Origin of the sequence: Levilactobacillus parabrevis, from assembly GCF_044051715.1 — a bacterium.
In the GTDB taxonomy this organism is placed as follows: Bacteria; Bacillota; Bacilli; order Lactobacillales; family Lactobacillaceae; genus Levilactobacillus; species Levilactobacillus parabrevis.
Genome location: NZ_CP168688.1, coordinates 2054100 through 2078247 on the forward strand (window position 1 = coordinate 2054100; position 24148 = coordinate 2078247).

Below are 24148 nucleotides of genomic sequence, written 5' to 3' on the forward strand. Positions count from 1 at the left end.
CTAAAAATCGCCAGCTAACACCACCTTCACAGCTGGTTCCATCCCTGTCCTCCTCCGGCTCAAGCTAGTTTTTTTAACCCAATCATGCTTATTGCAATCACATTTCAACTAATTTAAGTGGTCCTGCTTTCATGCAATCCAACATATTGCTAACCCGAATGGCCCTCAACAACATCAAATATCCAGTGCTAGTTTCAATGCCTGACACAGGGTTGAGACCCCGACGACCTTGATGCCGGCCGGTGGATTCCATCCTTGCATGTTGTTCTTAGGCACGAAGATTCGTTTGAAGCCAAGCTTCTTGGCTTCTGCTACCCGGGACTCAATGCGGCTGACCCGGCGAATTTCACCAGTCAACCCCACTTCACCCACGAAGCAGTCACTGGGTTCCGTTGCCGTGTCACGGTAACTGGAGGCAATGCTCATGGCAATCGCCAAGTCAATCGCTGGTTCATCCAACTTCACACCACCAGCGGCCTTCAGAAAAGCGTCTTGATTCTGAAGCATCAGGTTGGCGCGCTTCTCCAATACGGCCATCAGTAAAGCCACTCGGTTGCGATCCAAGCCACTCGATGTCCGTTGGGCGTTACCGAAGACCGATGGTGAAATCAGTGCTTGCACTTCGACCAGGATAGGCCGAGTTCCTTCCATCGAAACTACAATGGCCGAACCAGTCGCATCCTTTAGCCGTTCCTCCAAGAAGATCTCCGAAGGATTGGCCACCTCATAGAGACCACCCTCACGCATTTCAAAGATTCCCAGCTCATTGGTCGAGCCAAATCGGTTCTTGACCGCTCGCAGAATCCGGTAGGTGTGATGCAGGTCCCCTTCAAAGTACAGCACGGTATCCACCATGTGTTCCAGAATCTTAGGACCGGCAATCGCGCCACCCTTAGTCACGTGACCCACGACAAAAATCGTAATGCCGTTAGTCTTGGCAATCTGCATCAGCTCACCAGTCACCGCCCGAATCTGAGAAACCGACCCAATTGCCGATTCGATCCCTGGGGCCTGCATGGTTTGCACGGAGTCAATGACCACGTAATCTGGTTGCATCTCTTCAATGTTGGCCCGAATACTAGCCATGTCCGTCTCCGGATAGAGGTAGAGGTTGTCGCTATTGACGACTAACCGGTCGGCACGCATCTTGATCTGCGAAGCACTTTCTTCCCCGGACACGTAGAGCACCTTGCCCCCGGTCGCACTCAACTGGCCGGACACTTGGAGCAGCAGCGTCGATTTCCCAATACCGGGATCTCCACCAATCAGGATCAATGACCCGGGTACGATACCGCCACCCAGCACCCGGTTAAGTTCGTTCATTTGGGTCTTGACCCGCATTTCCGTCGTGTGCTTGATGTCATTCATCAATTGTGGCTTAGAATGCTCGCCAGTCACCGTCGTTCGTGTTGACTGAGGCTTGGCCGCAGCCGGCGTGATAACCTCTTCGACCATGGTGTTCCACTCCCCACAATTGGGGCAGCGTCCCAGGTACCGGGGGGAGCTATAATCACAATTCTGACAGACAAATTTCGTTTTCGTTTTAGCCACGTTCATCCCCCTTATCCGTTTACTTTCAGCACTTTCATTTTAGCATATCTCGGGGGTGTTTCCCCACTAGTCTATCAGCTTCAAATGTAAAGATTTAGTTGCGATCAGAGGACCCAAATCCACCAGTCCGTTGTTGACTTGGAATCCGCTCTCCGTCGGCCAACAGAAATGGCATGAATATCCCCTGAGCAATGCGTTGTCCCTTCTTGATCACTTGATCCTTCAGACCAACGTTGACCAGCTGAACGAAGATTTCGCCCTCGTTCTTTTCATTATTATAATAGTCCGCATCAATCACACCGACCCCATTGGGCAGAATCAGATTGTGCTTCAGGGGATTGCTCGAACGGTTCGCCAGCAAGAGCACCTCGCCGGGCGCCATGTAAGCCTTAACGCCCGTGGGTACCAGCCAAGGCTTCAAGTCATGCTGACCCGCGACCAATTCCTCCGTCGTTAAGAGATCACGGTGCCAGAGCCGTTTGAACGCGTGAAGCAGGTCATGCCGCCAAATCGAGGGCAAGGTGAAGTCCTCGGCACACTCGAAATCATACCCTGCAGCCTGTTGTGTGGTGCGGTAAGGCACCTTAATATCTTGTCCCGCATATTTACTGACAATTTCAAATCCTCGATGCATCGTGACACTCCTTTTATGTCTAAAATTATATTCAATTACTATCCGTATTATTTCTACAACTAATCGTGGCATTTATTGACGCCACGGCCGTCTATTCTAACACCCTATGACCAAAATAGAAATGGCTTCGACTGTCGAATAACCTCTTACTAGAGTACCTACCTTTCAGTGAGAATACCAGCAAAATTGTTCGCCAGCGAAAATTAGTTGACAAGGCCCCGCGGATAGACCAAAATTAGGAGTGAATCTGGTCACAAAAGGAGCAAATAACCATGACGATTACGGAACGTCCGGGTGAGCTGACAATCGTTGACGACGACCGGCTACTGGCAAGCTTGCACTACCTGAGTTTAGATGAATCCACTTGGGTTCTCGAGCAGATTTTTGTACGCCCTGCCCAGCCCGCTACCGCGTTAACTGAGCAACTGATAAAACGTTTTACCCAACTGGCAACAACCGCCAAAGTCAGTGTGAAATTACTGGACCCGTACGCCAAGCGTTACTTTGCGACCCACCCCGCCGATTTTCTAGCGGCGCATCAGTTGCCCGTTAGCGGTGCGGATGCCGTGCGACCAGTTGCCTTACACCCAGAACACATAGAAGAGGAGTAGTTAAGATGGATCAAAACGCATTAAAAGCCCTCGTTGGCCAAGAAGCCGTCAAGTACGTGAAGGATGGCATGATTTTAGGAATCGGAACCGGCTCGACCGTTCGCTACATGATCGACGCTCTAGGTAAGCGCGTCAAAGAAGAAGGTTTAAGCATTGTGGGGGTCGCAACATCAGACCGCTCCGCTAAGCAAGCCGAATCCCTGGGCATCACCATCAAACAACTGGATGAAGTTGACCACCTCGACTTAACCATCGATGGTGCCGACGAAATTGACGACAACTTCCAAGGGATTAAGGGTGGCGGTGCCGCTCACCTGTGGGAAAAGATCGTTGCAATCAACTCCACGAAGAACATGTGGATCGTTGACGAAAGCAAGATGGTTCACCACTTAGGCAAGTTTCCACTACCACTAGAAGTTATTCCATTCGGTTCCAGCCACGTCCTGGAAAAGTTGGACAAGATGGACTTACACCCTAGCTTCCGGATGAACGAAGACGGTAGCCACGTCTTGACCGACTCCAAGAACTACATCATCGACTTACACTTGGGTCGCATCGATCATCCCCACGACTTAGCCAACACCTTGAATGGCATCGTGGGTGTTGTTGAACACGGCCTGTTCTTAGACACGGTCAACACGGTTATCGTTGGTCGTCAAGACGGTCCAGAAGTCTTGAACGCTCGCGACTAATCCTCACCAATTAAAGATTTAATAGTCACCCACCAATTCTACGATCGAATTGCGTGGGTGATTTTTTAATGGCGTTTATCACACTACCCTATCGTAATCGGTAAGGGTCTATCCATGAAACTATTGGCGCAGTAGTGTATCATAGTTGTATGTGTTTAGATACTTTAAAATATTTGTAGAGCGAGGTAATTACATGGAAACGACACAATTAAGCAACGGCGTTACCATTCCAATGTTAGGATTCGGAACTTACTTAATTGACAGTAAGGATGTTCCGGCAGCAATCAAGACGGCCTTAGACGCCGGCTATCGGCATCTCGACTGTGCACACATCTACGGCAACGAACCAGCCGTTGGTGCAGCCATCAAGGCTTCCGGTATTGACCGTTCTGACCTGTTCATCACGTCCAAGGTTTGGAACGCTGATCAAGGCTACGACAAGACCTTGGCTGCCTTTGACAAGACGCTAGCCGACCTGCAACTGGACTACTTGGACTTATACCTGATCCACTGGCCAAACGAAGAAAACTTCGAGCTGACGCTGGATACTTGGCGTGCCTTAGAAACCCTCTACCAACAAAAGAAGGTTCGGGCTATCGGTGTCTCCAACTTCTCCGAAAGTCAACTCGAACAAGTCTTTGCCATGGCTAAGGTTAAGCCAATGGTCAACCAAATCGAACGCCACCCTTACAAGGTACAAGCCGAATTAGGCAAGTTCGACACGGACAATGGTTTGATCAACGAAGGTTACTCCCCAATCGGTCACGGCCACTTAATTCTTGAAGACCCCGTGATTACCAAGTTAGCTGAAAAGTATGGCAAGTCACCCGCTCAAATTGTTTTACGGTGGCAAGTCGACACGGGCTTCGTGGTCTTCCCTAAGTCCTCAAAGCCAGCACGAGTTAAGGAAAATTTCGAAATTTCCGGTTTCAACTTAACAGCCGCTGAAATTGCCGAAATCAACGCCCTCGATCAAGACAAGCATCTTAATTACGACTAAGCCTGTCCGACTATCCAGGGATCATTCAATTTAATTCTTTATGGTAGGACTCCTCGATACGAATCGTATTGCGGGGTCCTTTTTGATTCAAAATCCCGTTAGCACCGCTCTTACTGAGGTCCGCTCGTCCATTTTTTAAACAACTTTCGGGTATCTATACAAAAAATGAGAATATTGGAGTACAATGAGAGAAATAAGTTAGGAGAGTGACGTCATTGAGTAAAGAAATTACGGCGGACCAAACCGCCCGTTATCAACAAGCTTTAGCTGCCGACCCCACCGCAAAGGTTTTGGAACGCGCCGTCAGCCATCAAGGAATCTTAGCAACCTCTGCCGATTATGCTTCTGAAACCGACATGACTCCCGTCTTCTCCATCGATTTGGATACTGGGAAAGTTGCTAACCAAAAGCAAAGTGGTCGTTGCTGGATGTTTGCCGCATTGAACACGATGCGTCATCATTTAGCCGACCTCTTCAACTTAAGTGACTTTGAATTATCTCAAAACTACACCAACTTCTGGGACAAATTTGAAAAAGCCAACTACTTCTACGAAAACGTCTTGGCCACCGCTGACCAACCAACCTCTAGCCGTAAGGTCGCCTTCTTAATGGCTACCCCACAACAAGATGGTGGTCAATGGGACATGCTATGCGCCATCATTGAAAAGTACGGGATCGTGCCTAAGTCCGTTATGCCTGAAACTTACAACAGTTCCAAGTCTAGCGAACTCAACAGCACGCTGAACTTAAAGCTGCGGAAAGACGCCGTAACTTTACGTAAGTTAGTTGCCGACAAAGCCAGCGATGCTGACATTGCCGCTGCTAAAGACAAGATGCTTGGTGAAGTTTACCGCTTACTGAGTTTCTCACTCGGCGAACCTGTTAGCGAATTTGATTTCGAATACCGCGACGACGACAAGAACTACCACATCGACAAGGGCTTAACGCCAAAGTCCTTCTTTGACAAGTACGTCAACTGGGACCTGAGCGATTACGTTTCCATCATCAACGCTCCTACTGACGACAAGCCTTACAACCACACCTACACGGTTGAAATGCTGGGTAACGTGGTCAACGGCCGCCAAGTGAAGCATTTAAACGTCACGATGAAGGACTTCAAAGCCTTGGCCATCAAGCAATTACAAGCTGGCCAATCCGTTTGGTTCGGTTGTGACGTTGGTCAATCCTCAGAACGTCAAAAGGGGATCATGGACACCAAGTTCTACGACAAGGATGCCCTCTTCAACATCGACTTCTCCACGACCAAGGCAGAACGCCTGGACTACGGGGAAAGCATGATGACCCACGCCATGGTCTTGACTGGTGTCAACTTAGTCGATGGCCAACCAACCAAGTGGAAGGTTGAAAACTCTTGGGGTGAAAAGGTCGGCACGAAGGGTTACTTCGTGATGAGTGACGCCTGGATGGACGAATACTGCTACCAAGTCGTCGTCAACAAGCAATTCCTGCCTGACAACTTAAAGAAGACGCAAGAAACTGAAGAACCAACGGTCTTGGCACCATGGGATCCAATGGGTGCTTTGGCTTAATCATCTCTGGTCTCTTCCGGCTAGGATAGCTTTTAAAATGAGACGCTGTCCTTCTTAAACAGCGGGACGCTATTACTACTCTAATTAAAGTAAACACCAAAAATTCCGGGACACGTTGTCTCGGAATTTTTTTATGGCTATTTAAAGGTTAACCGCATCACTTCTGGCCCCCGGTTCAAGAGCACATAGGCTTGACCACTGCCGGTAAACGACAGGCCTTCGAACTCGCGGTGACTGGCAAAGACCGTTGCTTTTACATCTTTAGGCTTAACCCTACCGCGGTTCAACTTCGCTAACGGTACGGAAGAAATCGCGTCGTCGCTAACAAAGTAGAGTCGATCATTCTTGGCATTGTAAGCAATCGACTGGTGTGTCTGTCCGGGCCGATACTTCAGCCCCTGCATGACCAGCTTGAAGTGAACCCCCTTCTTAGAAATGGTTCCCCGATAAACGCGCAGGGCGCGCTTACCACTATAACTGCTGAAGTAGGCGTACCCACGCTTATCAAACGTGAGGGTACTGTTGACGGCTATTTTAGCACCAATCTTATTGACCAGCCGATAGTCGACCGTCTGAACTGGCCGCAAGGTACGGGTCGAGACCCGCACGGCACTCCCATACCGGCCATCCTCGCCACTCGTCCGGCTCAACCAGAGCTGTTGCGTCCGCGGGTTCAATGCCAGCGATTGCCCATGGCCTAAATCAAACGTGGGACCAATCCGCATGGCCGTCATCACCGTTTTCTGTCGGGCGGTCACCTTCCCTTTAGAATAGGCATTAGTTGCTTGGCGGATGAGTGCCATGTTACCCGTAGTTGCACCAAATTTCTGCCGCAACTTCGCCAGATCATACTTCACGATCCATCCGGTACTCGTGGTTCCCGTTTTCAAGTAGCCTACGTAAGCGGTTCGGCCGTTCTTTGTTAACACCAGGCTTTGGGGATTGCCCCAATCGCCGGAGTGGCGAACCGTGACCGGCAGATAGAGGTCCGTCGTCAAGGTTGCCGGTGCATTCCCTCGGCAAGTTTGATAGGTCGCCGGCCGTGTTTGAAAGGTTCCCTGGCGCTGATAGGTCGCCGACCAAGCATACGTCTTGGGCCGCATCACGTATTCATTTTTATTCCGAGCCCACTTTAACTTTTGAGCTTGATAATTGCCGAGGGCATACTTTGTTTTAACCGTACTGGCTGCGTGCGCCGACGGTACCGGTCCCAGACCCCCAGCCACGACGCCCCCGAAAAGCATGAGACTCCCCACAATGGCCCATTTGATTCCCTTAATCATCTGAACTCCCCCTCAACTGCTATACAATCAATTGACAAGTGGTATAAATCGTCAATCGGTCTCTCTAGTTTCAATGGTACCACTTTCAAACAATCGGGCACCAAAGGAATGGTTAAGACTGAGCAATTTGATGGTTTACTTAAATTATTGTTTGGACATTACCAAAAGAGGGGCTGCAACCACCGTCACAGTCCCCCGTCTTAACTAAGACTATTTAATAACCCGGGCAATATTCTCCGCCGTCCGTGCCAGATTTTCCTGACCGGTCGCAATGGCGGTCGGCAGATCTACAATGCCCGGTAGGATGCCGAAGATAGCATCGATACCAAGATCGTAGAGTTGATCAATGCCTGCTCCAACGTTACCGGCAACTCCGATTACTTTGGCATTGGGACTAGCGGCCTTAACCGCTTGGGCCGTCCCCATGGGTGTCTTGCCATATTGGGTCTGGAAGTCGATGGCACCCTCACCAGTGAAGGCATAATCGGCATTCGCAGCTCGTTCCTTAAGATGAGTTTCACGAACTACGATCTCCACACCCTTTTCCATGTTGGCATCAGTAAACGCCAGTAGCCCCGCACCTAATCCCCCAGCGGCACCAGCACCCGGAAAGTCAGCCAAGTCCTTACCCAACGTTGCCTTGATGACCGCAGCGTAATGGGTTAAGTTCGCATCCAGCACCTTGACCATCTCTGGTGTGGCACCCTTCTGTGGGCCAAACACCGCAGCAGAACCAGTTGCTCCCACCAACGGATTGGTCACATCCGAAGCGATGCGCACCTTGGTCTGCGCCACCAGTGGATCCACACCACTCACATCAATCGTTGCAAGATCGGCCAGACCACCGCCACCACGAGAGATGGGGTTACCAGCGGCATCGCGGAATTTAACGCCCAGAGCTTCGGCCATCCCCTGACCCCCATCAGTTGTGGCACTCCCGCCAATACCGATGATGATTTCCCGGGCGCCGTGATGCATAGCATCCAACATGAGCTGCCCCGTCCCATACGTGGTCGTCACCAGTGGATTCTTCGTTTCATCATTCACAAATTGAATACCACTCGCCGCTGCCATCTCAATGACCGCCGTCTGCTGGTCACCCAGTAGACCATATTCAGCGGAGACCGTCTCGCCCAAAGGGTTCAAGACGGTGGTGTGGCGAAAGCTTCCCCGCGTGGCGTCGACTAGGGACTGGACCGTCCCTTCGCCACCGTCTGCCATCGGCACAATTTCATAGTCGGCATCGGGAAAGACCCGTTTTAGCCCCGTATGAATGGCTTCAGCAGCTTGTTTAGCCGTCAAACTTCCCTTAAAAGAATCGGGAGCAATCACAATTTTCATAATCTCGTCATCCTTTCCGTCACGCTAGAACAGCGTAAACATCACGACACCGACGATGGTCATCGTCAGCCCCACGGCCGTTTCGTAAGGAACCGACTGCATCCGTTCCTTTAACGTCATGTTCATGGCGTTGGCGGTCACGTGGAAGTAGTTTCCCTGTGGCAAGTGGTCGATGACCGTGGCCCCAGTGTGAACCATCACAGCGGCTGCCAGTGGCGCCGTTCCAAAGGCCAAGATGGCTTTACCAAAGGATCCGGTCGCCAAAATAACCCCCGTCGAGGTGGAAGCCGTTGCGGCCGCCATCAGAATCCCGGCAATTGGTGCCAAGAACGTTCCGGAAATCCCGGAGATCTTGATCAAGTGAACGATAGCTGCCGGCAGTGTCGAGGTGGTGATCAGCCCTCCGATTGCACCGGCACCAATCAGAATCAAAACGACGTCGGTCATGCGGGCCATCCCCGCCTTGGTGTAAGCCAGAACCTGCTTTCCCTGATGCATGGCGAGCATGCCGATCAGCCCAGCCAGTGGCAAAATGTACATCGCATCCACGTTGAACTTTTCAAGAAAGCCAATGTGTAAGACGTTTCCGACCGGATTCATAAGCAATAAAATCACAGCTAAGAGCGGTGCCACGATGGCCGTTCCTAACGATGGCAGGGTCGTTGTTTCCTGTTGATCGCCCTGTTCCTGGTTGGCCGCAACGTCAGCCATCGTCGCAATCGTGCCGTGGTGACGTAACAGGCTGGCAATCAGCACCGTGGCCACTAATCCAAAGACGGCCGGGATAAAATCAGCGACCATCAATTGGCTAAGTTCCAGGTGAAACCCGTGGGCTGCGGCAATCGTGTTCGGGTTTGGCGAGATGATGTTTCCGGCCTTTCCCCCACCAGACAAGGCAACGAGCAGTGCTAGCTTAGAAATCTGCATCCGACTCCCCACTTCGAGGGCAATCGGGGCCACAATCAGAACGGCAACGGGGATGAAGACCCCCACAGCCGTGATGATCATCGTGGCTAAAGCCAACGACAGAATGGCCAGACTCTCGCCGAACTTATCGACGATTCCGCGAGCAATGGCGTTCGCCGCTCCGGATTCCATCATGACCCCGGCAAAGACGCCGGCAGCTAAGACCCGGACAACGGTTCCCATGACACTTTGTGAACCTGTTACAACAATGTTGACGGTCTGTGTTAAATTAGCACCACCAATCAGTGCACCCACAATCGTTCCCAATAATAGAGAATGGACGGGGTTTAATTTCCGTAAAATCAAAATAATAGCAAGGGCTAACCCAATAAGGGCCCCAATCCAGCTAACTGAAACAGTCATTCTCTTCACGCTCCTTATGCCAATAAGTGAATTGCGTAACTAACTTTTTGAACCTGTAGAATTATACAACAACCTATTTCACAATGAAAGCGTTAATTATCCTTCAGTTGGTTAATTATATAGGAAGAGTTCCTAAACTTAACAACCACTGGTCACTTATATGAGAGCGCTGCCTTGTTGACGCACCACCATTTATCGACTAATGGATTGGAACATTCCTAACCACGGGCACACCAGATGCAATCGTTTTCCTCTTTGCTCATTTATTAACGATAAAGTTTTTTAGCCTTATCCAGGTACTAAAAAAGCCGGCAAACCTGCCGACTTCTTGACTCCTAATAGAGTTTGCTTACCGCGTTAACATTTCGGAAGGTATTGAGGGCCAGGTCTTCCGTTGACCACGTCGGATACATCCCACCCTTATAGTAGTTGTTCGACAACAGAACGACTCCGGTCTTCCCGTTGCGACTCAGGGCATACGTCCCTTCGTAGTCATCGCCAACGCCATGACCGTAGTAACCGATACGGTCGAGGTGATACATCCCTCCCGCATAGTGAGCCGTGGTTGACTTACTTTGGTGGAGAATATTTGCACCAGAGCGCTTCTTGAGCAACGTTCCCTGGATCAACGCCCGCTCCGTTCTGAAGACATCGCCAGCAGACATTGTGGCATTCCCTGTGGCAATTTGAACGGCCATGTCCTTGGCAGATGGCACGTGGGGCTGCGAATAGTTGCCAGGAACCGTTCCACTATAACCGATCGTCGTCCCAGGATGCTTGAGTTGTGCAAAGCTAGAATGGTTCAGGTTCAACGGCGTTACCACATGCTCGTAGTACAACCCATAGTAGGATTCGTGCGTCACCTTTCGCAAGATTCCCGCTAACAGGGTATAACAGATTGGTTGGTAATTAAATTGATTAATTTTCGTTCGGTTGATGCGCGCTTGCTGCGCCGCGTATTTGTAAACTGCGGGTTCTGTCAACGTCGTCCCGGGATTCAGATCACCACTGATCCCGGCTTCCATATTGAGCATCTGCCGAATCGTCACCCGATTACTCCCCTTGATCTGTGGATAGTACTTACTGAGCTTATCCGTCAGGTGGAGCTGTCCGGCCTGAGCGGCTCGCATAACGAGCATCCCCGTGATTGACTTTTGGATGGAGTTGATCAAAAACTGTGACGTCGGCTGATTAGCCCGCTGCTTCTTGGCATTGGCCTTACCAAATGAGCGCTGATAGACCACCTTGTTGTTCTTGACCACTAGGGCCGTCCCCACAAATTTTTTGGCCTTCAAACTCTTGGTGAAGCGGGCCGCAAATTGGGGATGCTTCTGCCCCTTATTCTGTTTATCCAACGCCGTTTTCTTCTTTTGCCGCAGTTGATTGCTACGCAAGGCATCGTACGCAATCTCCTGCCGTGTTTGCTTAGCATGTAGCTTATTCGTTGTGTGCACCGCCTGCTGATCCTTGGTATCAATCTCGTGCATCCCGATGACCAGACCGGTAATACCGACAATCACTGTTGCCAAAATGGCCCAGTGCCCCAAATTACGCTTATTCACAATCCTCAATCCCCCTAGAAATTAGACCCCACTTGATTTTGCAATTAGCTGACCATCCACACAAGCCGTCAAGCTCCCCGTGACGTGCTGTGCAAACCGAGCTGTTAGATTACCTGGCAACGTGGTCCACCAATTACTTACGGAAAAGTCCCTGCCTCTGATTATACGAAAAGGCTGGCTAAACACAATCTTTTCTACCAATTGTGTCCGCCAACCTAATTATCTTAGTATTTCGTTAACTAATTATTAAAGAATTAATTTTTTGAGTACATTCAGGTGTTCATCAAACGTGTACTGAATGGGTTCACCATTGGCAACTTCAACCTTGCTAATGTCCGCATCCGCGACACCATCTAAATATTTGATCAAGGCCCGCAACGTACTGCCATGAGCCACGATCAGCTGATTCTGACCGTCTAGCAACCGGGGGGCAACCTGGTCCACCCAGTATGGCATCAACCGGTGATAGGCCATCTCGAGGCTTTCACCTAAAGGCTCGATGTCAGGACCGAACCGATCGTATCGCGCATCTTGCACAATGTGGTCCAGCTGCGGTGGCACCGTTTCAAAGCTTCGCCGCCAAATCTTGATTTGCTTATCGCCGACCTCTTCACGAACACGATCCTTATTCTTCCCTCGAAGCGCACCGTAATGGCGTTCGTTAAGCCGCCAAGATTTGTATTCTGGAATGTAAAGCTGATCAATGGCTTCCAAGACAATGTTTGAAGTGACGATGGCCCGTTGTAGCATTGACGTGTGGAGCGCACCAAAATGAAGCCCCGTCTGTGCCACCAACTGTCCAGCAGCCCGTGCCTGTTGTCGACCCTTCGCAGTCAGCGGGACATCATTCCACCCCGTAAAAATGTTATCTCGGTTGGCGACACTCTCGCCGTGCCGTAAAATAACCAGCTTTGCCATTCGTCACGCTCCCTTTCTCTCTATAATTACCACGACAATCATAACATAGCCGCGGCCAGGTTTCGTTTAATTTGTGCAAAAAATCACGGATAGTCACCGTTGACTTCTGCCTCGATTCCCTGTGCTCATGGATTGCCTGTAACTAGCTATGGTCAGCTAAAGGCGCTGGTCTCCAACGACCCAAAATCAGTTCCGACAACCTCTCGCGATTGCCGGAACTGATTCTTTTGATAACGTTGCTCTGACGGCATTACACTCATTGCCGAATCTCGACTTGTAGAAAAGTTATTTTATTATTCTGATTAAATTCATAAGTATCCAATCCGTGGAAAGCAAACAACTTACCATTCCGTTTACACCCCGCAACCGCCCATTCAGCTTGATAGGTACCATTGGTAATGACGACCTGACAAAGGTGTCGTAATGACTGATTATCCTGAAAAAAGTTCTCAAAAAATGTCGTAATATCAGCGGGAGTTGCGGCGACCATCCCATTGGCTCCCTTAACAACTGCATTGTCAGCGAAAAGATTGATAATCTCCCGACAGGCTTGATCGTCACGAGAAGCCAAGTCCGATAGCCTGAAATAACGTTTAATCAATTCTGCTTTTACGTCCATGTAAGTCCCTCCTTCAATCAGAGTTCTAGTGTAGGCCGAAGCTACGAAATTTAAAGTCAGTTAACCGAATTGTGAGCCATTCCTTCATTAGATTTACCTACTCAAGTGCAAGGTGCTACAGCCAATTACTCACAGGCAATACGATCTATTTCAAGTAACAGGCCTTAACACGTGACAAAAAAATAGTAGAAACAACTGTCGGCCAGTCATTTCTACTATCCGTTTCTGAGCGTTGCATTTACTCTCAGAGACGCGTTTAATTTTAAATTAATCCGTTGATTCCGTTGAAGAGGACTTCACGTGAGCTTGCGCCCGCGCACGGAGCTTGGCAGCTGCCGTCTGCGTCTCTTCTTGGAATTCGCTGGCTGGTACCGTAGCCTCTTGATCCGCCAATTGAGATTCCCGAGACTTGACCCGGTTCCCCATAAAGGTGACCACTGACCCCAACAGAATAATGACAATTCCGATAACGGTATTGGTCAAGATCTGTTCGTGAATCAGTAAGGCAGCCAAGATTGGTGCCAGCCCTGGCTTGATGAAGAAGACCAAGGAAGCGGTGGAAACATCAGAACGTTCCATCGCTAAGAAGTAGAAGGCAAACCCACCACCGGTGACACAGACCCCGATGAAGAACAGTAACCAGAAGTATTCCAGACTAACGTTTTTCAGGATCGGCATTGCGGCAAACTGGCTGAGCCAAGATACCTGACGCATCCCACCAGCAACGGCGGGCACGTGACTCAATAGCATCAACAGTAACAGTTCAAATGACCCGGCAAAGAAAGTGAAGCAGGTCATGATAATCCCGTTAAAGTGATGCCGCACGGAACCCCACCGCGAAACGATACTGTAGAGCCCGAAGGTCAGCGCAGAACCGATGGCTAAGCTTAAACCAACGGGGTTGGTCAAGTGTGCTGGGTTCACAATGACGATTAACCCGATGATTGAGATAACCACCGCAATCAAGTTAGCACGACCGAGCCGTTCGTGTAAGATCAGGTAGGAGAAGATCAGGGCGAAGACGGGATTGCAACTGAACAAAACGGCAACCGTTGAGGCTTCGTCGACTGAAATAGCTAACTGATAAAGCGTCATGGAGACAATGACACAGACGAATCCGGTCAGGAAGAATAGGCCCCAAACGGATCGCGTCAAGTGATGTTGTTGCTTGTTCAATGCCCGTAAGGCGATTGGCAACAGGATGACTCCCCCAATGAAGAATCGAATCAGGTTGAGTTGGATGGGGTTGAATGCCCCGCCGGCAGCCTTCAAGGCGATTTCCATTGAACTAAACATTAAAGTTGAAAATGCGACGTACAACAATGTTCTTCTCAAAACGAACCTAGTTCCTCCCTATGTAAAACCTGTCAACTAATGAATTTGCTGGACGATTACCATCAAAATCGGAATCACCACTAAACTTAGGAGGGTCGTTTCGGTTACCATGATGGCCGCGTAATCCGTATCCGCGTGGTAGAGCTTGGCCACTACCGGTGCATTCGTCATGACGGGCATCGCCGCTTGTAAGATAAAGACTTGCTTCATTAACACTGGCATCGGCGTTGGAATGACCAAGCAGGCCATCAACGTCGGTGCAACTAAGAACCGACCAAATAAAATGCCTAAACTATCTCGATTCAGCCGGATATTCTGGACGCCAGCACCAGCGATTGCTGTCCCGATGAAGATCATCGACAGCGGCACCGTAAGGCCACCGACATAGCTGAAGTCCTTCATGATCCACGCCGGTAATTGAATATCGAGTAAAACCAGCACGACCCCCAGCATGAAGCCTAGTAGCGGTGGCGAGAAGATTTTCTTCAGCGTGGTCACGAGATTGAATTTCGCAGTGCCCTGCCCGTCTCGTTGGATCAAGTAAGCCCCCAACGTCCAGAAGAACGTGGTGTTGGCCATGTAATAGACCAAGACGAACGGCATACTTTTCGGTCCAAATAGGGCTTCATTGACTGGTAAGCCAACGAACACGGTGTTGGAATTGGCAAACATGGCTTCAAACAATCCCCGTCGTTGCGGGTGAATCTTGAACCCATGAAATGCAATCACCGATAATCCAAACATAATTAACATGGAAACGACGGGGAACCGCAGATCTGGCAGCGTTGACTTCAAAGTCTGCGCCGAGAACTGGGTCGTAATCGTACTGATCATGTAGGCTGGCAACGCAATCTGCGTAACCAACCGCGCAATCAGCCGGCGAGAGTGCTCGTCGAACCAACCGCGACGAGAAAGAATATAACCCAAACCAATCATCACCAGGATAATTAAAACACCGGAGATGCTTCGAACAAAGACGGCCATCAGTCACCCTCCTCGCCGCACGTGCCAAAATATTAACGATTCTTAACTAACTTGGCCCATTATAGCACGGTTCTGAAAATCGCCAGATTCGTAACCGGTTACAAACGCCCATGTACCATGCTTTGACTAGCCTTGACAAGCTTTTGAAAACGACTTTCATCTTCCATATTGATTGGCGTTTTCACTGTTTTAGGGCCAACCTGGCGTTTACGAATGGCCTTTTTTGTGGTCTAATAAATTAATTGAGTCCGCAAACCAGATTTCCAGGGGAACTTTTAGAATTTGGTTGCGCTGGCCGACTCCGGTAGTATTTCGTGAGCGCCAGCAGCGCGTATACAAAGATTTTAATGAGGATGAGGAAATAACTATGCCAAACGATAATGAAAGTAGACGTCACCGATCACCAGAAGACTTCGAACAAGTCTACGATCGGCGTGCTGACCGTAACTCACACTTTAAAACGCCGCAAGTTCACCCCCATCGTCCCGCGATGTGGACGATTGTCATTGCCCTACTGGTGATGCTGACCGGTGGACTGGCTTACGGCTATCAGGCCTGGAATTCAGCCAAGAAGACCTTTAGCCAAACCTATGAGTCCTCCAAGGCGGCTAAGAGTCGTAACGTCTCCGCCGTTCTGAAGAAGAACCAACCCTTCTCCATCCTGCTGATGGGAACCGATACTGGGGCATTAGGCCGTTCTGATGTGGGACGAACCGATACCCTGATGGTCGCCACAATCAATCCCAAGACCGAAACCGCCTACCTAACCAGTATTCCACGAGATACGCGAGTGACGGTCGGTTCTGGGGTCAACGCTTCCGTTCAGAAGATCAACGCCGCCTATACGCTTGGTGGTCCAAAGACGGCCGTTAAGACCGTTGAAAACCTTTTGGACATTCCAATCGACTTCTACGCTATCGTCAACATGGGTGGCTTGGAGAAGATGGTCGATGCCGTTAACGGCGTCGATGTGACACCACCCCTAACCTTCCAATACGGCGCAGCTAACGTCACTAAGGGAAAGAAGATTCATTTGAATGGGAAACAGGCCCTGGCTTATTCCCGAATGCGCCACGAAGATCCCTTAGGTGACTACGGTCGACAAAAGCGGCAGCGACAAGTCTTACAAAAGCTAGTCGTTAAGGCGGCCGGCTTGACCTCACTTACCCGTTACCAACAGATTTTAACCTCCCTTAAGGGGAACTTGAAGACCGACCTGACCTTTGATGATCTGATGCAGATCCGTGCTAAATACGGCGATGCCTCTCACCATATCAAGTCAGAAACGTTGCAGGGACAGGACGCCATGATCGATGGCCTCTCTTATCAAGTTCCAACCAACGACGAGCTGAAGAATATCTCGAATCACATTCGTAAGACGCTGGGCTTGGCCAATACCAAGAACTTCACGACGGATGCTGATACCTCCGCTTACGGTACGGATACCAGCTACGACACGACCACGACCAACTCCGGTTATGACGCGTCAACGGGCTCCACGAATAACGGCAACTACGGTTACTAATCCTTTTAAATTTAGATTGAATAAACAGCATCACCTTCTAGGGTGGTGCTGTTTTTGTTTGAGTGCAGTATACTGAGGTTAGGCAAATCACTGCTAAATATTGAAGTTAGCAGGTGTTCCCATTGACAATCGCTGTCTCCCCTTCAGTCGCAAATGAGCTTCCTGTTCTAAATGCAATCTACCAAGAGGCCCACCTTATTTTCAGCAGATTGAAGGTCGCAATCCATTAGCACCACTTGGCGACATTCACGCCGTAATTCCAGAGATTCCAGTTGACCGAACCCATTGCCTAACACTTTATCATGATGAACAAATCATCGGTTATGCCTGGACATTTGCGGAAACCAGTACCAATATTTACTTACTTCATTTCTACATCTCACAGGCTAATCGGCGACGAGGCCTCGGGCGTGCTTGCATGCAAGCACTCGGTCGGCAATACCGGCAACAAGGCTATCAGACCATCCGACTAATGGTCTCAGCTGCCAATTACCTCGGTTTAAAGTTCTGGGTTGCCGTGGGATTTACTCATCTTTGCTACGTGGAGGCACCACCAGAGAATACGCCCACTAAGGCTATTGAATTAGAACTCCAACTTGACCTCGCAAATGAAGAAAAATAAAACCACCACAGCCAGCTCCAGTTATGACAAATGAAACGACGTTATCCCCTACAGGTGACGTCGTTTTTAGTTATTGCGCCTGAAGTTAACGGCTCTTCCTAAAATTATCCTTGCCAAACGAATCATCTTTCTGTAGTATCCAAATAGTAATAATTACTATTTAGATACTAAGGGAGAGAATTTTAGATGTCATTTTTCAAAAAAGCTACGTTTAGTCTTATCGGCCTGATCCTCGTTAGTGTCAGCCTTAGCGCCTGTAGCCAGCCGAACAAGAAGTCAGCAACCAGTGCGACTAAGCCAATTCACGTGGTCGCCAGCCTGGACTTCTACGGCGAAACGGCCAAGGCTGTGCTGGGGAGCCATGGCACCGTCACAACCATCATAAAGAGCGCTAGCGTTGACCCTCACGATTTCGAACCCACACCCAAGGAAGCCGCTGCCGTTTCCCAAGCAAACGTGGTGCTTTCCAACGGTTTAGGCTATGATGCTTGGATGCAAAAACTCGTGAAAAGTAACGCCAGCAAGTCTGTCCGCAACATTCGGGTCGGTGAGGACGTTATGGGCAAAAAAACCGGCGCTAATGAGCATATCTGGTACGATCCGGAGACCATGGCCCAGCTAGCCAACGCCCTCGCAAAGCAATTCGGTAAGAAAGCACCGAAGTATAAGGCCATCTATCAGCAAAACGCCGCCAAATACATTAAACACCTTGCGCCACTTCAACAACAGATTAAGACACTTAAGCAAAACAGCCACAATCAGCGTGTCGACGTTAGTGAACCCGTCTTCGACTACGCCCTGACGGCATTGGGGTATCGCCAAAATAACACGCACTTTGCTTTAGCTGTCGAGAACGGAACAGATCCCTCACCAAGAGATATTAAGCAGATGCAAAACGATATCAAAACACACAAGATTGCCTTTTTTGTCAATAACCGTCAAGCCTCCGACAAGACAGTCAAGGCCATGGTGAAGCTAGCCGATCGGCATCAGGTACCCGTCCTTAATGTAACCGAGACACTACCCAAAGATGCCAACTATCTGACCTGGATGCAAGGACAATATCGCCAGCTAGAGAAAATTCAGCAAGTACAATAACTCATCAAGGGCGTCGGTAGTATACATCTGGTTTTAATCGAAACGTGAATCAATGGCAACACTAAACGATATATGACGTTGTTCTTTTATAGAAATGCGCTAAAATATAGTTAATTCATTAAATTGGGAAATTTAAAGGAGTCGACCCAAATGTATCGTTTTTTTGTGCAGCCACAGATTAACCAAGAGAATCATCAGATATTTGGCTACGAGGTCCTCCTACGTAAGCAGCAAAATGAGACGTGGGTTCTTCCTCAACACTTCACCGATATTTCAGTGGGCGAACAAGCCAAACTCTTAGAAGAGACCGCTGAAGCTTTAAACACAGCGGTCAATCAGCAAGTGCTGGCCTTTAATCTTAACAATCAACAACTACGTGATCCCCTCACCTTGGGGACCATTATTGCGCTAAAGAAGCGACTAAAACCGGCCGCCTTAACGATTGAACTTACCGAAGCGCCTACCTTACCGGAAATTCAACTTTTTAGTACTGCCATTCACCAATACGATATTGATTTGGTCTTAGACGACGTCGGTACCGGGTCGAACACGTACGATAATATTCAGCACCTGCTTCCCTTCGTCGATCAAATTAAATTTGCCATGCAAAATCTGCGAATGGACGGACGGGCAAAAGAAATTCCAACGGCCTTAGCTTTTTGGTCCAAAATCGCAAAATATTACCGGCTACAATTGATTCTTGAAGGCGTCGAAGATGCTAAGGATCAAGCCCTTGCCAAGAAATTTGGCATTTCACTGCATCAAGGCTACCTTTACGGCAAGCCTAGCCTCGTTTAAAAAGGGAGTCGCCTGAATCGCATGTTCAGGTCGACTCCTTATTTCATGTCAACCACGCCCGTTTAAAAACGGACGCTTGTGAGAGCCACACCCCACGGCATGGCGACCACAATTTGCTTAGATACAGCGCTAGCCTACGAATAGGACTTACCCGCTAATTACCAAAGCCTTTTATGTCCGCAGGTTGCCAGGCGGACTCACTTTTTACAGGGTTGCTAAACCCTTAGCTAAAATATTTTTAGCTGCGTTATGATCACGTACATGAAATATCCCACAATTAGGACACGTCCACTTGCGATCAGCTAATGTCAACTTGTTCTTACCAGTCATGATGTACCCACAATGGCTACAAGTTTGCGTTGTGTTTCGAGGGTTGACAGTCAAAAGTCTTCGACCGTACAAAGCAGCTTTGTAGGTCAGCATGTCCAATAATGTTCGCCAGCCAACGTCCGCGATGCTCATTGCCAAAGCGTGGTTCCGCAACATATTTTTACTCCGTAGTTCTTCAGCTACGACTAAATCGTGGTTTTTGATCAAGGCCGTAGAGACATGGTGCAGAAAGTTCTTGCGTTGGTTAGCGACTTTAAGCTGTAATTTAGCCACTAGTAACCGTTGTTTTTGATAATTCTTTGATGCTGATAAACGTCGTTGACTCTTTTTAGCTCGTCTTGCCCGCCGTGACAGTTTCCGTTGGGCTCTTGCTAATTTTCCTCTGATAGTCCGGTAATAACGTGGGTTATCAATTACCTGCCCATTGGAGTCCGTCAGAAAATTATCAAGGTTCAAATCGATGCCGACTTTAGATTCAACGACTGATTGTTTAGAAACGAAAGGGTGTTTCGACCCCATCTGCAGGGAAACGAAGTAATGGCCGACCGCATCCATTGAAATTGTCGTTGTCCCGATTCTAATATCATCGGCTTGGTCCAAGATCTTCGATGGTAGCCCCTTGAAACGGAGGCGCCCCAGCTTGGGTAGTTGTAAGTAGTGGGCATCATTTAGCCTTACGCTACCATTACGCATGGTTGGCACTGTCACTTTGGCACCGTAAAGACAAGACGTTTGATAAGTCTGAATATAACCACGTTTATGAAATTTTGGAGTTCCCGCCTGATGAACCTGATGGAATAGTTTCCAGGCAGTCTTGTAATTCTTGATAGCATTAGCTTTCATCAGACTGTCAAAATCCGGATGATTAAGCCAACCATGAATATTGGAGATAGCGGTTGATGGCTTCTTTAGACGTTCGGTCAAATCAACGGGGAGTGTCAAATTTTTTGTGTAAATGGAAGTCCTCTCCCATTAGCTAGCTTCTAATACATGGATTCTAACGTATCTTGAATTTGCTTGAAACCTCGATGCGTTCGCTCAAAATTTTGGCCGTTGTAGTCACGAATAACTGTGACCAGAACGCGTTCTAGTGCTGGTTCATTTGGAAATTGTTCTTTCTTCTTTGTCTGCCGTTTTAGCTTCTTGTTGAATGATTCAATGAGATTTGTGCTGTAGATGCTACTGCGTATCGCAGCTGGAAAAGTGAAACAGGTCAAGAGATGAGGATTATTTTCTAGCTTGCCCGTTACTTTTGGATACGCCTTTTGCCACTTGTCTATGAAGTCAGCTAAGGCCTGTTTTGCGTCGTCCATGGTAGCTGCTTGATGGATCAGTTTGAAGTCGTTAAGGACCTCTTGTCGGTCCTTAGTTCGAACGTGAGCTTCAATGTTCCGACTGACGTGGATCAGGCACTGCTGGAGCTTAGCCTTAGGGAAGTGGTCACCAATTGTGTTGGTAAGGCCGACTAAGCCATCGGCCACGAATAAGAGGACTTCTTTTACACCACGCTGCTGAATGTCCACGAGAAGCTCTTCCCAAACGGTACTGGATTCAGTTGGAGCGACTTGGTATGCTAGGACCTCTTTCATACCATTTGGTCGAATGCCAATGGCGATATGCACGGCTTCTTTAGCCACTGAGTCCCGGCGCAGAGGTAAGTATGTTGCGTCCACATAAATGACTGCGTAACGACTCGCTAGAGGGCGCGTCTTGAAGGCGTTGACCTGTTGGTCAACGACCTTCGTGAGGTTTGAAACCGTTTGTGGTGTGTAATGAGCACCATACATTTTCTCAATCAAATCCGCGATCTCACTAGTGGTAATCCCTTTTTCGTAGAGCTGGACAACCGTGGCTTCTAAACCATCCGTTTGGCGTTGATAGCTTGGAATAGTTTGCGTATTAAAGGCGCCATTTCGGTCGCGTGGAACCTCCAAGTTTAGTTCCCCATACTTAGTTTTAAAGGTTCGCAGATAATGCCCATTGCGTGAATTGCCGCTGTTAAAGCCTTGGCGGTCGTAGGGTTCATAACCGAGGAACGATGAAAGTTCCTCGTGCATTAAATCATTGATGGCCGTTTCCAAATGTTGCCGAAAAACTTCGTCCAAATCTTGCTTTTGTGCTAGTGCTGCCATAATTTCTTTGTTAAACTGAGTCATGGGGAAAGCCTCCTATGTCCTATGAAGTGAGTGTGGTTGCTAACTATCATAAGGGAGAGGCTTTCCCTTTTCAATTGCTTATTTTTCTATTTACACATAATTATTTAAACACTCAATCAACGATGCGATTCAAGACAAGTGTAATTGGAATCTTCACTTGTTTTAACCAGAATAGGTCATTGTTCATGCCATTCATCTGATTATAAATAAACCGACTGGCGTCACTGTTACGCTTAATCAGCCGCTTTTGTTCGGTTGAAGGAAAGACTCTAACCTTAACGCCATAATGATAAGATAATTGGGCCATTGTTTTCGCCATAAGTTGCCACCTCCTCTTGCTTGATAGGATCATACCATATGAGCATACTGTATCCATAACAGAACGGCTTATAATAATATTTATGGAGGACTCATATGAGAAAAGATGTTGGCGAAATAATTCACGAACTAGGTTATGTTTACAACTTTCATTTTCACTTAGTCTGGGTCACCAAATACCGGCATGAAGCATTTACAACGCCCAAGTTAGTCGCTGAAATGGCCGACATTCTAACGAAAATAGCCCGACTAAACGAAGTAACCATTGAGCAAATGGAAGTAATGCCAGACCATATCCACCTACTACTAAGCTTTAAACCCAAGTATGCACCAACTAATGTTGTCAAAGCCTTCAAGGGCGGTTCGGCTCGCTTATTCTTTGAATTACACCCAGAAATAAAGGCTCAGAAGTTCTGGGGCGGACATCTTTGGTCCTCAAGCTACTTCATGAGTACCCTTGGTGATACGAGCAAGAAAACTGTAGAAAACTACATTGCCAGTCAGCGAAAGAGATAGTGGCATTCATCCCTTGCTTGAAAACAAGAGAATTCTGCCTAGCTTATATTAAATTTCACGCAATGGGTGGTTCCATTAAGTTTTGCGCGTTAATATATAAGTACCGAATGTTTTTTGGTAGTCAATTATAGAATGGATGACATCTCATGACCTGGTCCAAATGGTTCGTGGAGCCCGCCTTTACCAGTATCTTTTTCCTGCTGGGCGTCCTGACCCTCTACTGGTTCTCGACTAGTAAACTAATTAAATACATGGAAAACCGTGGCCAACACCCTGATCCTAACCAAGTTCGAACAATCTTCGGACTCATCTACATGGTTATTCTCCTCATCGTGACACAAGTTTCCGTCATGGGTACCGACCACAGTTGGGTCTTTACTAACTTTCAGATTTTTGCGGTAGTCTTTGTCAGTTACTTTTTGATGCTGGAGATTCGCATCTGGCAGTTGGCCTTGGCAACGCTCATATTCATGGCAATCGATGGCACTTTGATGATTGGGCTAACTTGGGCATATGCCGTTGTCTACATTGGCTTCTACCTAACTATGAAGCTCATTAAAAGTCACCGCCACAGTCCCTGGCGCGACTACTTCGATTTTGCCAGCACTGCCCTCTTTTTCTCCACTATTCTGTGGTGGTTGATTTTGCTACGTTTCAATCTCGGTTGGACGATTGCCGCCTGGGAAATTCTCTTTAGCTTCCTTCTGTTATCGATTATGTACGTCTACGTTGATTCTCTGTTGGCTGGTGCCGACACATTGGCCCAGCTGACATACACGACGAACTATGATGAATTGACGCGGGTACACAACTTCTATTCCTTTAAGAAAGCCTTTGGCCACCAGTTCAAGGCCGCGCAAACAGAGCACCATCCCTTAACGTTAATGCTCTTTGATATCGACCATTTTAAGCACGTGAATGATACTTATGGTCATTTGACGGGTGATTACGTTCTGAGTCACGTCGCCGAATTAATCACGCAGCAATTGCAAACGATTGATCCCACACTTGTTCTTTACCGGACCGGTGGTGAAGAGTTCACGATCATCTTTGACAACTACACCATTGGTCAGGCCCGCGAACACGTCGACGCTATCGCACAGGGTGTGCGTTCAGCTGAGTTTCGGCATGCAGGTAAGACCATCGATATTAGTATTTCAGTTGGCGCTACCCAGTTAAAAACAGAGGACGACAGCCAAGTCGACCTCTATCGCCGGGCAGATGAAAGTCTCTATTACTCTAAGCGTCATGGTCGTGACCAAGTCACAATTGGCTAAACCCCTAGCCTTAACGAGGACTCGGAACGCTGGTTCTGAGTCCTTTTGTCACACATCGTAAAAATGATGACCAAAAATAGTGTAATCTGTGGTAGTATA

The 24148-nt window shown here is 48.4% G+C and carries 22 protein-coding genes and 1 pseudogene; 10 read left to right on the forward strand and 13 right to left on the reverse strand.

The annotated features are described in order from the left end of the window. Positions 1-174: 174 nt before the first annotated feature. Both radA and ACEPSU_RS09735 read right to left on the reverse strand, forming a co-directional pair. Positions 175-1551, reverse strand: coding sequence for a DNA repair protein RadA (gene radA, locus ACEPSU_RS09730; protein WP_395361523.1), 1377 nt, complete (start codon positions 1549-1551; stop codon positions 175-177). A 94-nt stretch (positions 1552-1645) separates the two neighbouring features. Next, the gene (locus ACEPSU_RS09735; protein WP_395361525.1) at positions 1646-2185 is read right to left on the reverse strand and encodes a dUTP diphosphatase; all 540 of its coding nucleotides are present in this window, start codon (positions 2183-2185) and stop codon (positions 1646-1648) included. Positions 2186-2457: 272 nt separating this feature from the next. Here ACEPSU_RS09735 and ACEPSU_RS09740 point away from each other — a divergent pair, with 272 nt between their 5' ends. The 4 genes from ACEPSU_RS09740 to ACEPSU_RS09755 all read left to right on the forward strand — a co-directional run bounded on the left by ACEPSU_RS09740 (position 2458) and on the right by ACEPSU_RS09755 (position 6038). Next, positions 2458-2796 (forward strand): acetyltransferase, encoded by a 339-nt coding sequence (locus ACEPSU_RS09740; protein ID WP_395321327.1) that lies wholly within the window; start codon positions 2458-2460, stop codon positions 2794-2796. 5 nt (positions 2797-2801) lie between these two features. Then, the gene (gene rpiA, locus ACEPSU_RS09745; protein WP_020090343.1) at positions 2802-3488 is read left to right on the forward strand and encodes a ribose-5-phosphate isomerase RpiA; all 687 of its coding nucleotides are present in this window, start codon (positions 2802-2804) and stop codon (positions 3486-3488) included. A gap of 193 nt (positions 3489-3681) precedes the next feature. Beyond that, positions 3682-4488 (forward strand): aldo/keto reductase, encoded by an 807-nt coding sequence (locus ACEPSU_RS09750; RefSeq protein WP_395321329.1) that lies wholly within the window; start codon positions 3682-3684, stop codon positions 4486-4488. Between the two features lie 215 nt (positions 4489-4703). After that, complete coding sequence (locus tag ACEPSU_RS09755) at positions 4704-6038, forward strand: C1 family peptidase (protein WP_395321331.1); 1335 nt, start codon at positions 4704-4706, stop codon at positions 6036-6038. Between the two features lie 137 nt (positions 6039-6175). Here the strand turns inward: ACEPSU_RS09755 and ACEPSU_RS09760 are convergent, their stop codons facing one another. The 8 genes from ACEPSU_RS09760 to ACEPSU_RS09795 all read right to left on the reverse strand — a co-directional run bounded on the left by ACEPSU_RS09760 (position 6176) and on the right by ACEPSU_RS09795 (position 15409). Then, positions 6176-7321: a hypothetical protein gene (locus tag ACEPSU_RS09760; protein ID WP_395321333.1), complete on the reverse strand. Its 1146-nt coding sequence runs from the start codon at positions 7319-7321 to the stop codon at positions 6176-6178. Positions 7322-7531: 210 nt separating this feature from the next. Then, positions 7532-8662, reverse strand: a complete 1131-nt coding sequence (locus ACEPSU_RS09765; RefSeq protein ID WP_395321334.1) for a glycerate kinase — start codon at positions 8660-8662, stop codon at positions 7532-7534. A gap of 24 nt (positions 8663-8686) precedes the next feature. Next, positions 8687-9991, reverse strand: coding sequence for a GntP family permease (locus ACEPSU_RS09770; RefSeq protein ID WP_395321336.1), 1305 nt, complete (start codon positions 9989-9991; stop codon positions 8687-8689). A gap of 335 nt (positions 9992-10326) precedes the next feature. Beyond that, positions 10327-11553: a serine hydrolase gene (locus ACEPSU_RS09775; protein WP_020090512.1), complete on the reverse strand. Its 1227-nt coding sequence runs from the start codon at positions 11551-11553 to the stop codon at positions 10327-10329. Between the two features lie 246 nt (positions 11554-11799). Further along, positions 11800-12471: a 2,3-diphosphoglycerate-dependent phosphoglycerate mutase gene (locus tag ACEPSU_RS09780; protein WP_020090513.1), complete on the reverse strand. Its 672-nt coding sequence runs from the start codon at positions 12469-12471 to the stop codon at positions 11800-11802. 256 nt (positions 12472-12727) lie between these two features. Then, positions 12728-13090, reverse strand: a complete 363-nt coding sequence (locus ACEPSU_RS09785) for a nuclear transport factor 2 family protein (protein WP_395321337.1) — start codon at positions 13088-13090, stop codon at positions 12728-12730. A 267-nt stretch (positions 13091-13357) separates the two neighbouring features. After that, positions 13358-14386 carry a DMT family transporter gene (locus ACEPSU_RS09790; protein ID WP_395361527.1) on the reverse strand — a complete coding sequence of 343 codons (1029 nt, stop codon included), beginning with the start codon at positions 14384-14386 and terminating at the stop codon, positions 13358-13360. Positions 14387-14461: 75 nt separating this feature from the next. Then, entirely contained in the window at positions 14462-15409 is a 948-nt protein-coding gene (locus tag ACEPSU_RS09795) for an AEC family transporter (protein WP_020089930.1), read from the reverse strand. 367 nt (positions 15410-15776) lie between these two features. Here ACEPSU_RS09795 and ACEPSU_RS09800 point away from each other — a divergent pair, with 367 nt between their 5' ends. The 4 genes from ACEPSU_RS09800 (at position 15777) to ACEPSU_RS09815 (ending at position 19452) form a co-directional block, all read left to right on the forward strand. Next, positions 15777-16934 (forward strand): LCP family protein, encoded by a 1158-nt coding sequence (locus ACEPSU_RS09800; RefSeq protein ID WP_395321339.1) that lies wholly within the window; start codon positions 15777-15779, stop codon positions 16932-16934. Between the two features lie 265 nt (positions 16935-17199). Continuing rightward, entirely contained in the window at positions 17200-17556 is a 357-nt protein-coding gene (locus ACEPSU_RS09805) for a GNAT family N-acetyltransferase (protein ID WP_395323181.1), read from the forward strand. A 186-nt stretch (positions 17557-17742) separates the two neighbouring features. Next, positions 17743-18654 (forward strand): metal ABC transporter solute-binding protein, encoded by a 912-nt coding sequence (locus tag ACEPSU_RS09810; protein WP_395321341.1) that lies wholly within the window; start codon positions 17743-17745, stop codon positions 18652-18654. 150 nt (positions 18655-18804) lie between these two features. Continuing rightward, complete coding sequence (locus ACEPSU_RS09815) at positions 18805-19452, forward strand: EAL domain-containing protein (RefSeq protein WP_020089934.1); 648 nt, start codon at positions 18805-18807, stop codon at positions 19450-19452. 204 nt (positions 19453-19656) lie between these two features. Here the strand turns inward: ACEPSU_RS09815 and ACEPSU_RS09820 are convergent, their stop codons facing one another. From ACEPSU_RS09820 to ACEPSU_RS09830, 3 genes and pseudogenes are all read right to left on the reverse strand, one after another. Then, positions 19657-20739, reverse strand: a complete 1083-nt coding sequence (locus ACEPSU_RS09820; protein WP_395361645.1) for an RNA-guided endonuclease InsQ/TnpB family protein — start codon at positions 20737-20739, stop codon at positions 19657-19659. A gap of 26 nt (positions 20740-20765) precedes the next feature. Further along, the gene (locus ACEPSU_RS09825) at positions 20766-21938 is read right to left on the reverse strand and encodes an IS256 family transposase (RefSeq protein WP_057879063.1); all 1173 of its coding nucleotides are present in this window, start codon (positions 21936-21938) and stop codon (positions 20766-20768) included. A gap of 121 nt (positions 21939-22059) precedes the next feature. Then, positions 22060-22257 (reverse strand): annotated as a pseudogene (locus ACEPSU_RS09830) (helix-turn-helix domain-containing protein); the annotation flags it as partial. A gap of 95 nt (positions 22258-22352) precedes the next feature. On the opposite strand from ACEPSU_RS09830, the gene tnpA reads away from it, so the two are divergent. Beyond that, positions 22353-22772 carry an IS200/IS605 family transposase gene (gene tnpA, locus ACEPSU_RS09835; RefSeq protein ID WP_395321346.1) on the forward strand — a complete coding sequence of 140 codons (420 nt, stop codon included), beginning with the start codon at positions 22353-22355 and terminating at the stop codon, positions 22770-22772. Positions 22773-22918: 146 nt separating this feature from the next. Continuing rightward, positions 22919-24049: a GGDEF domain-containing protein gene (locus tag ACEPSU_RS09840; protein ID WP_395323375.1), complete on the forward strand. Its 1131-nt coding sequence runs from the start codon at positions 22919-22921 to the stop codon at positions 24047-24049. Positions 24050-24148 lie beyond the last annotated feature (99 nt).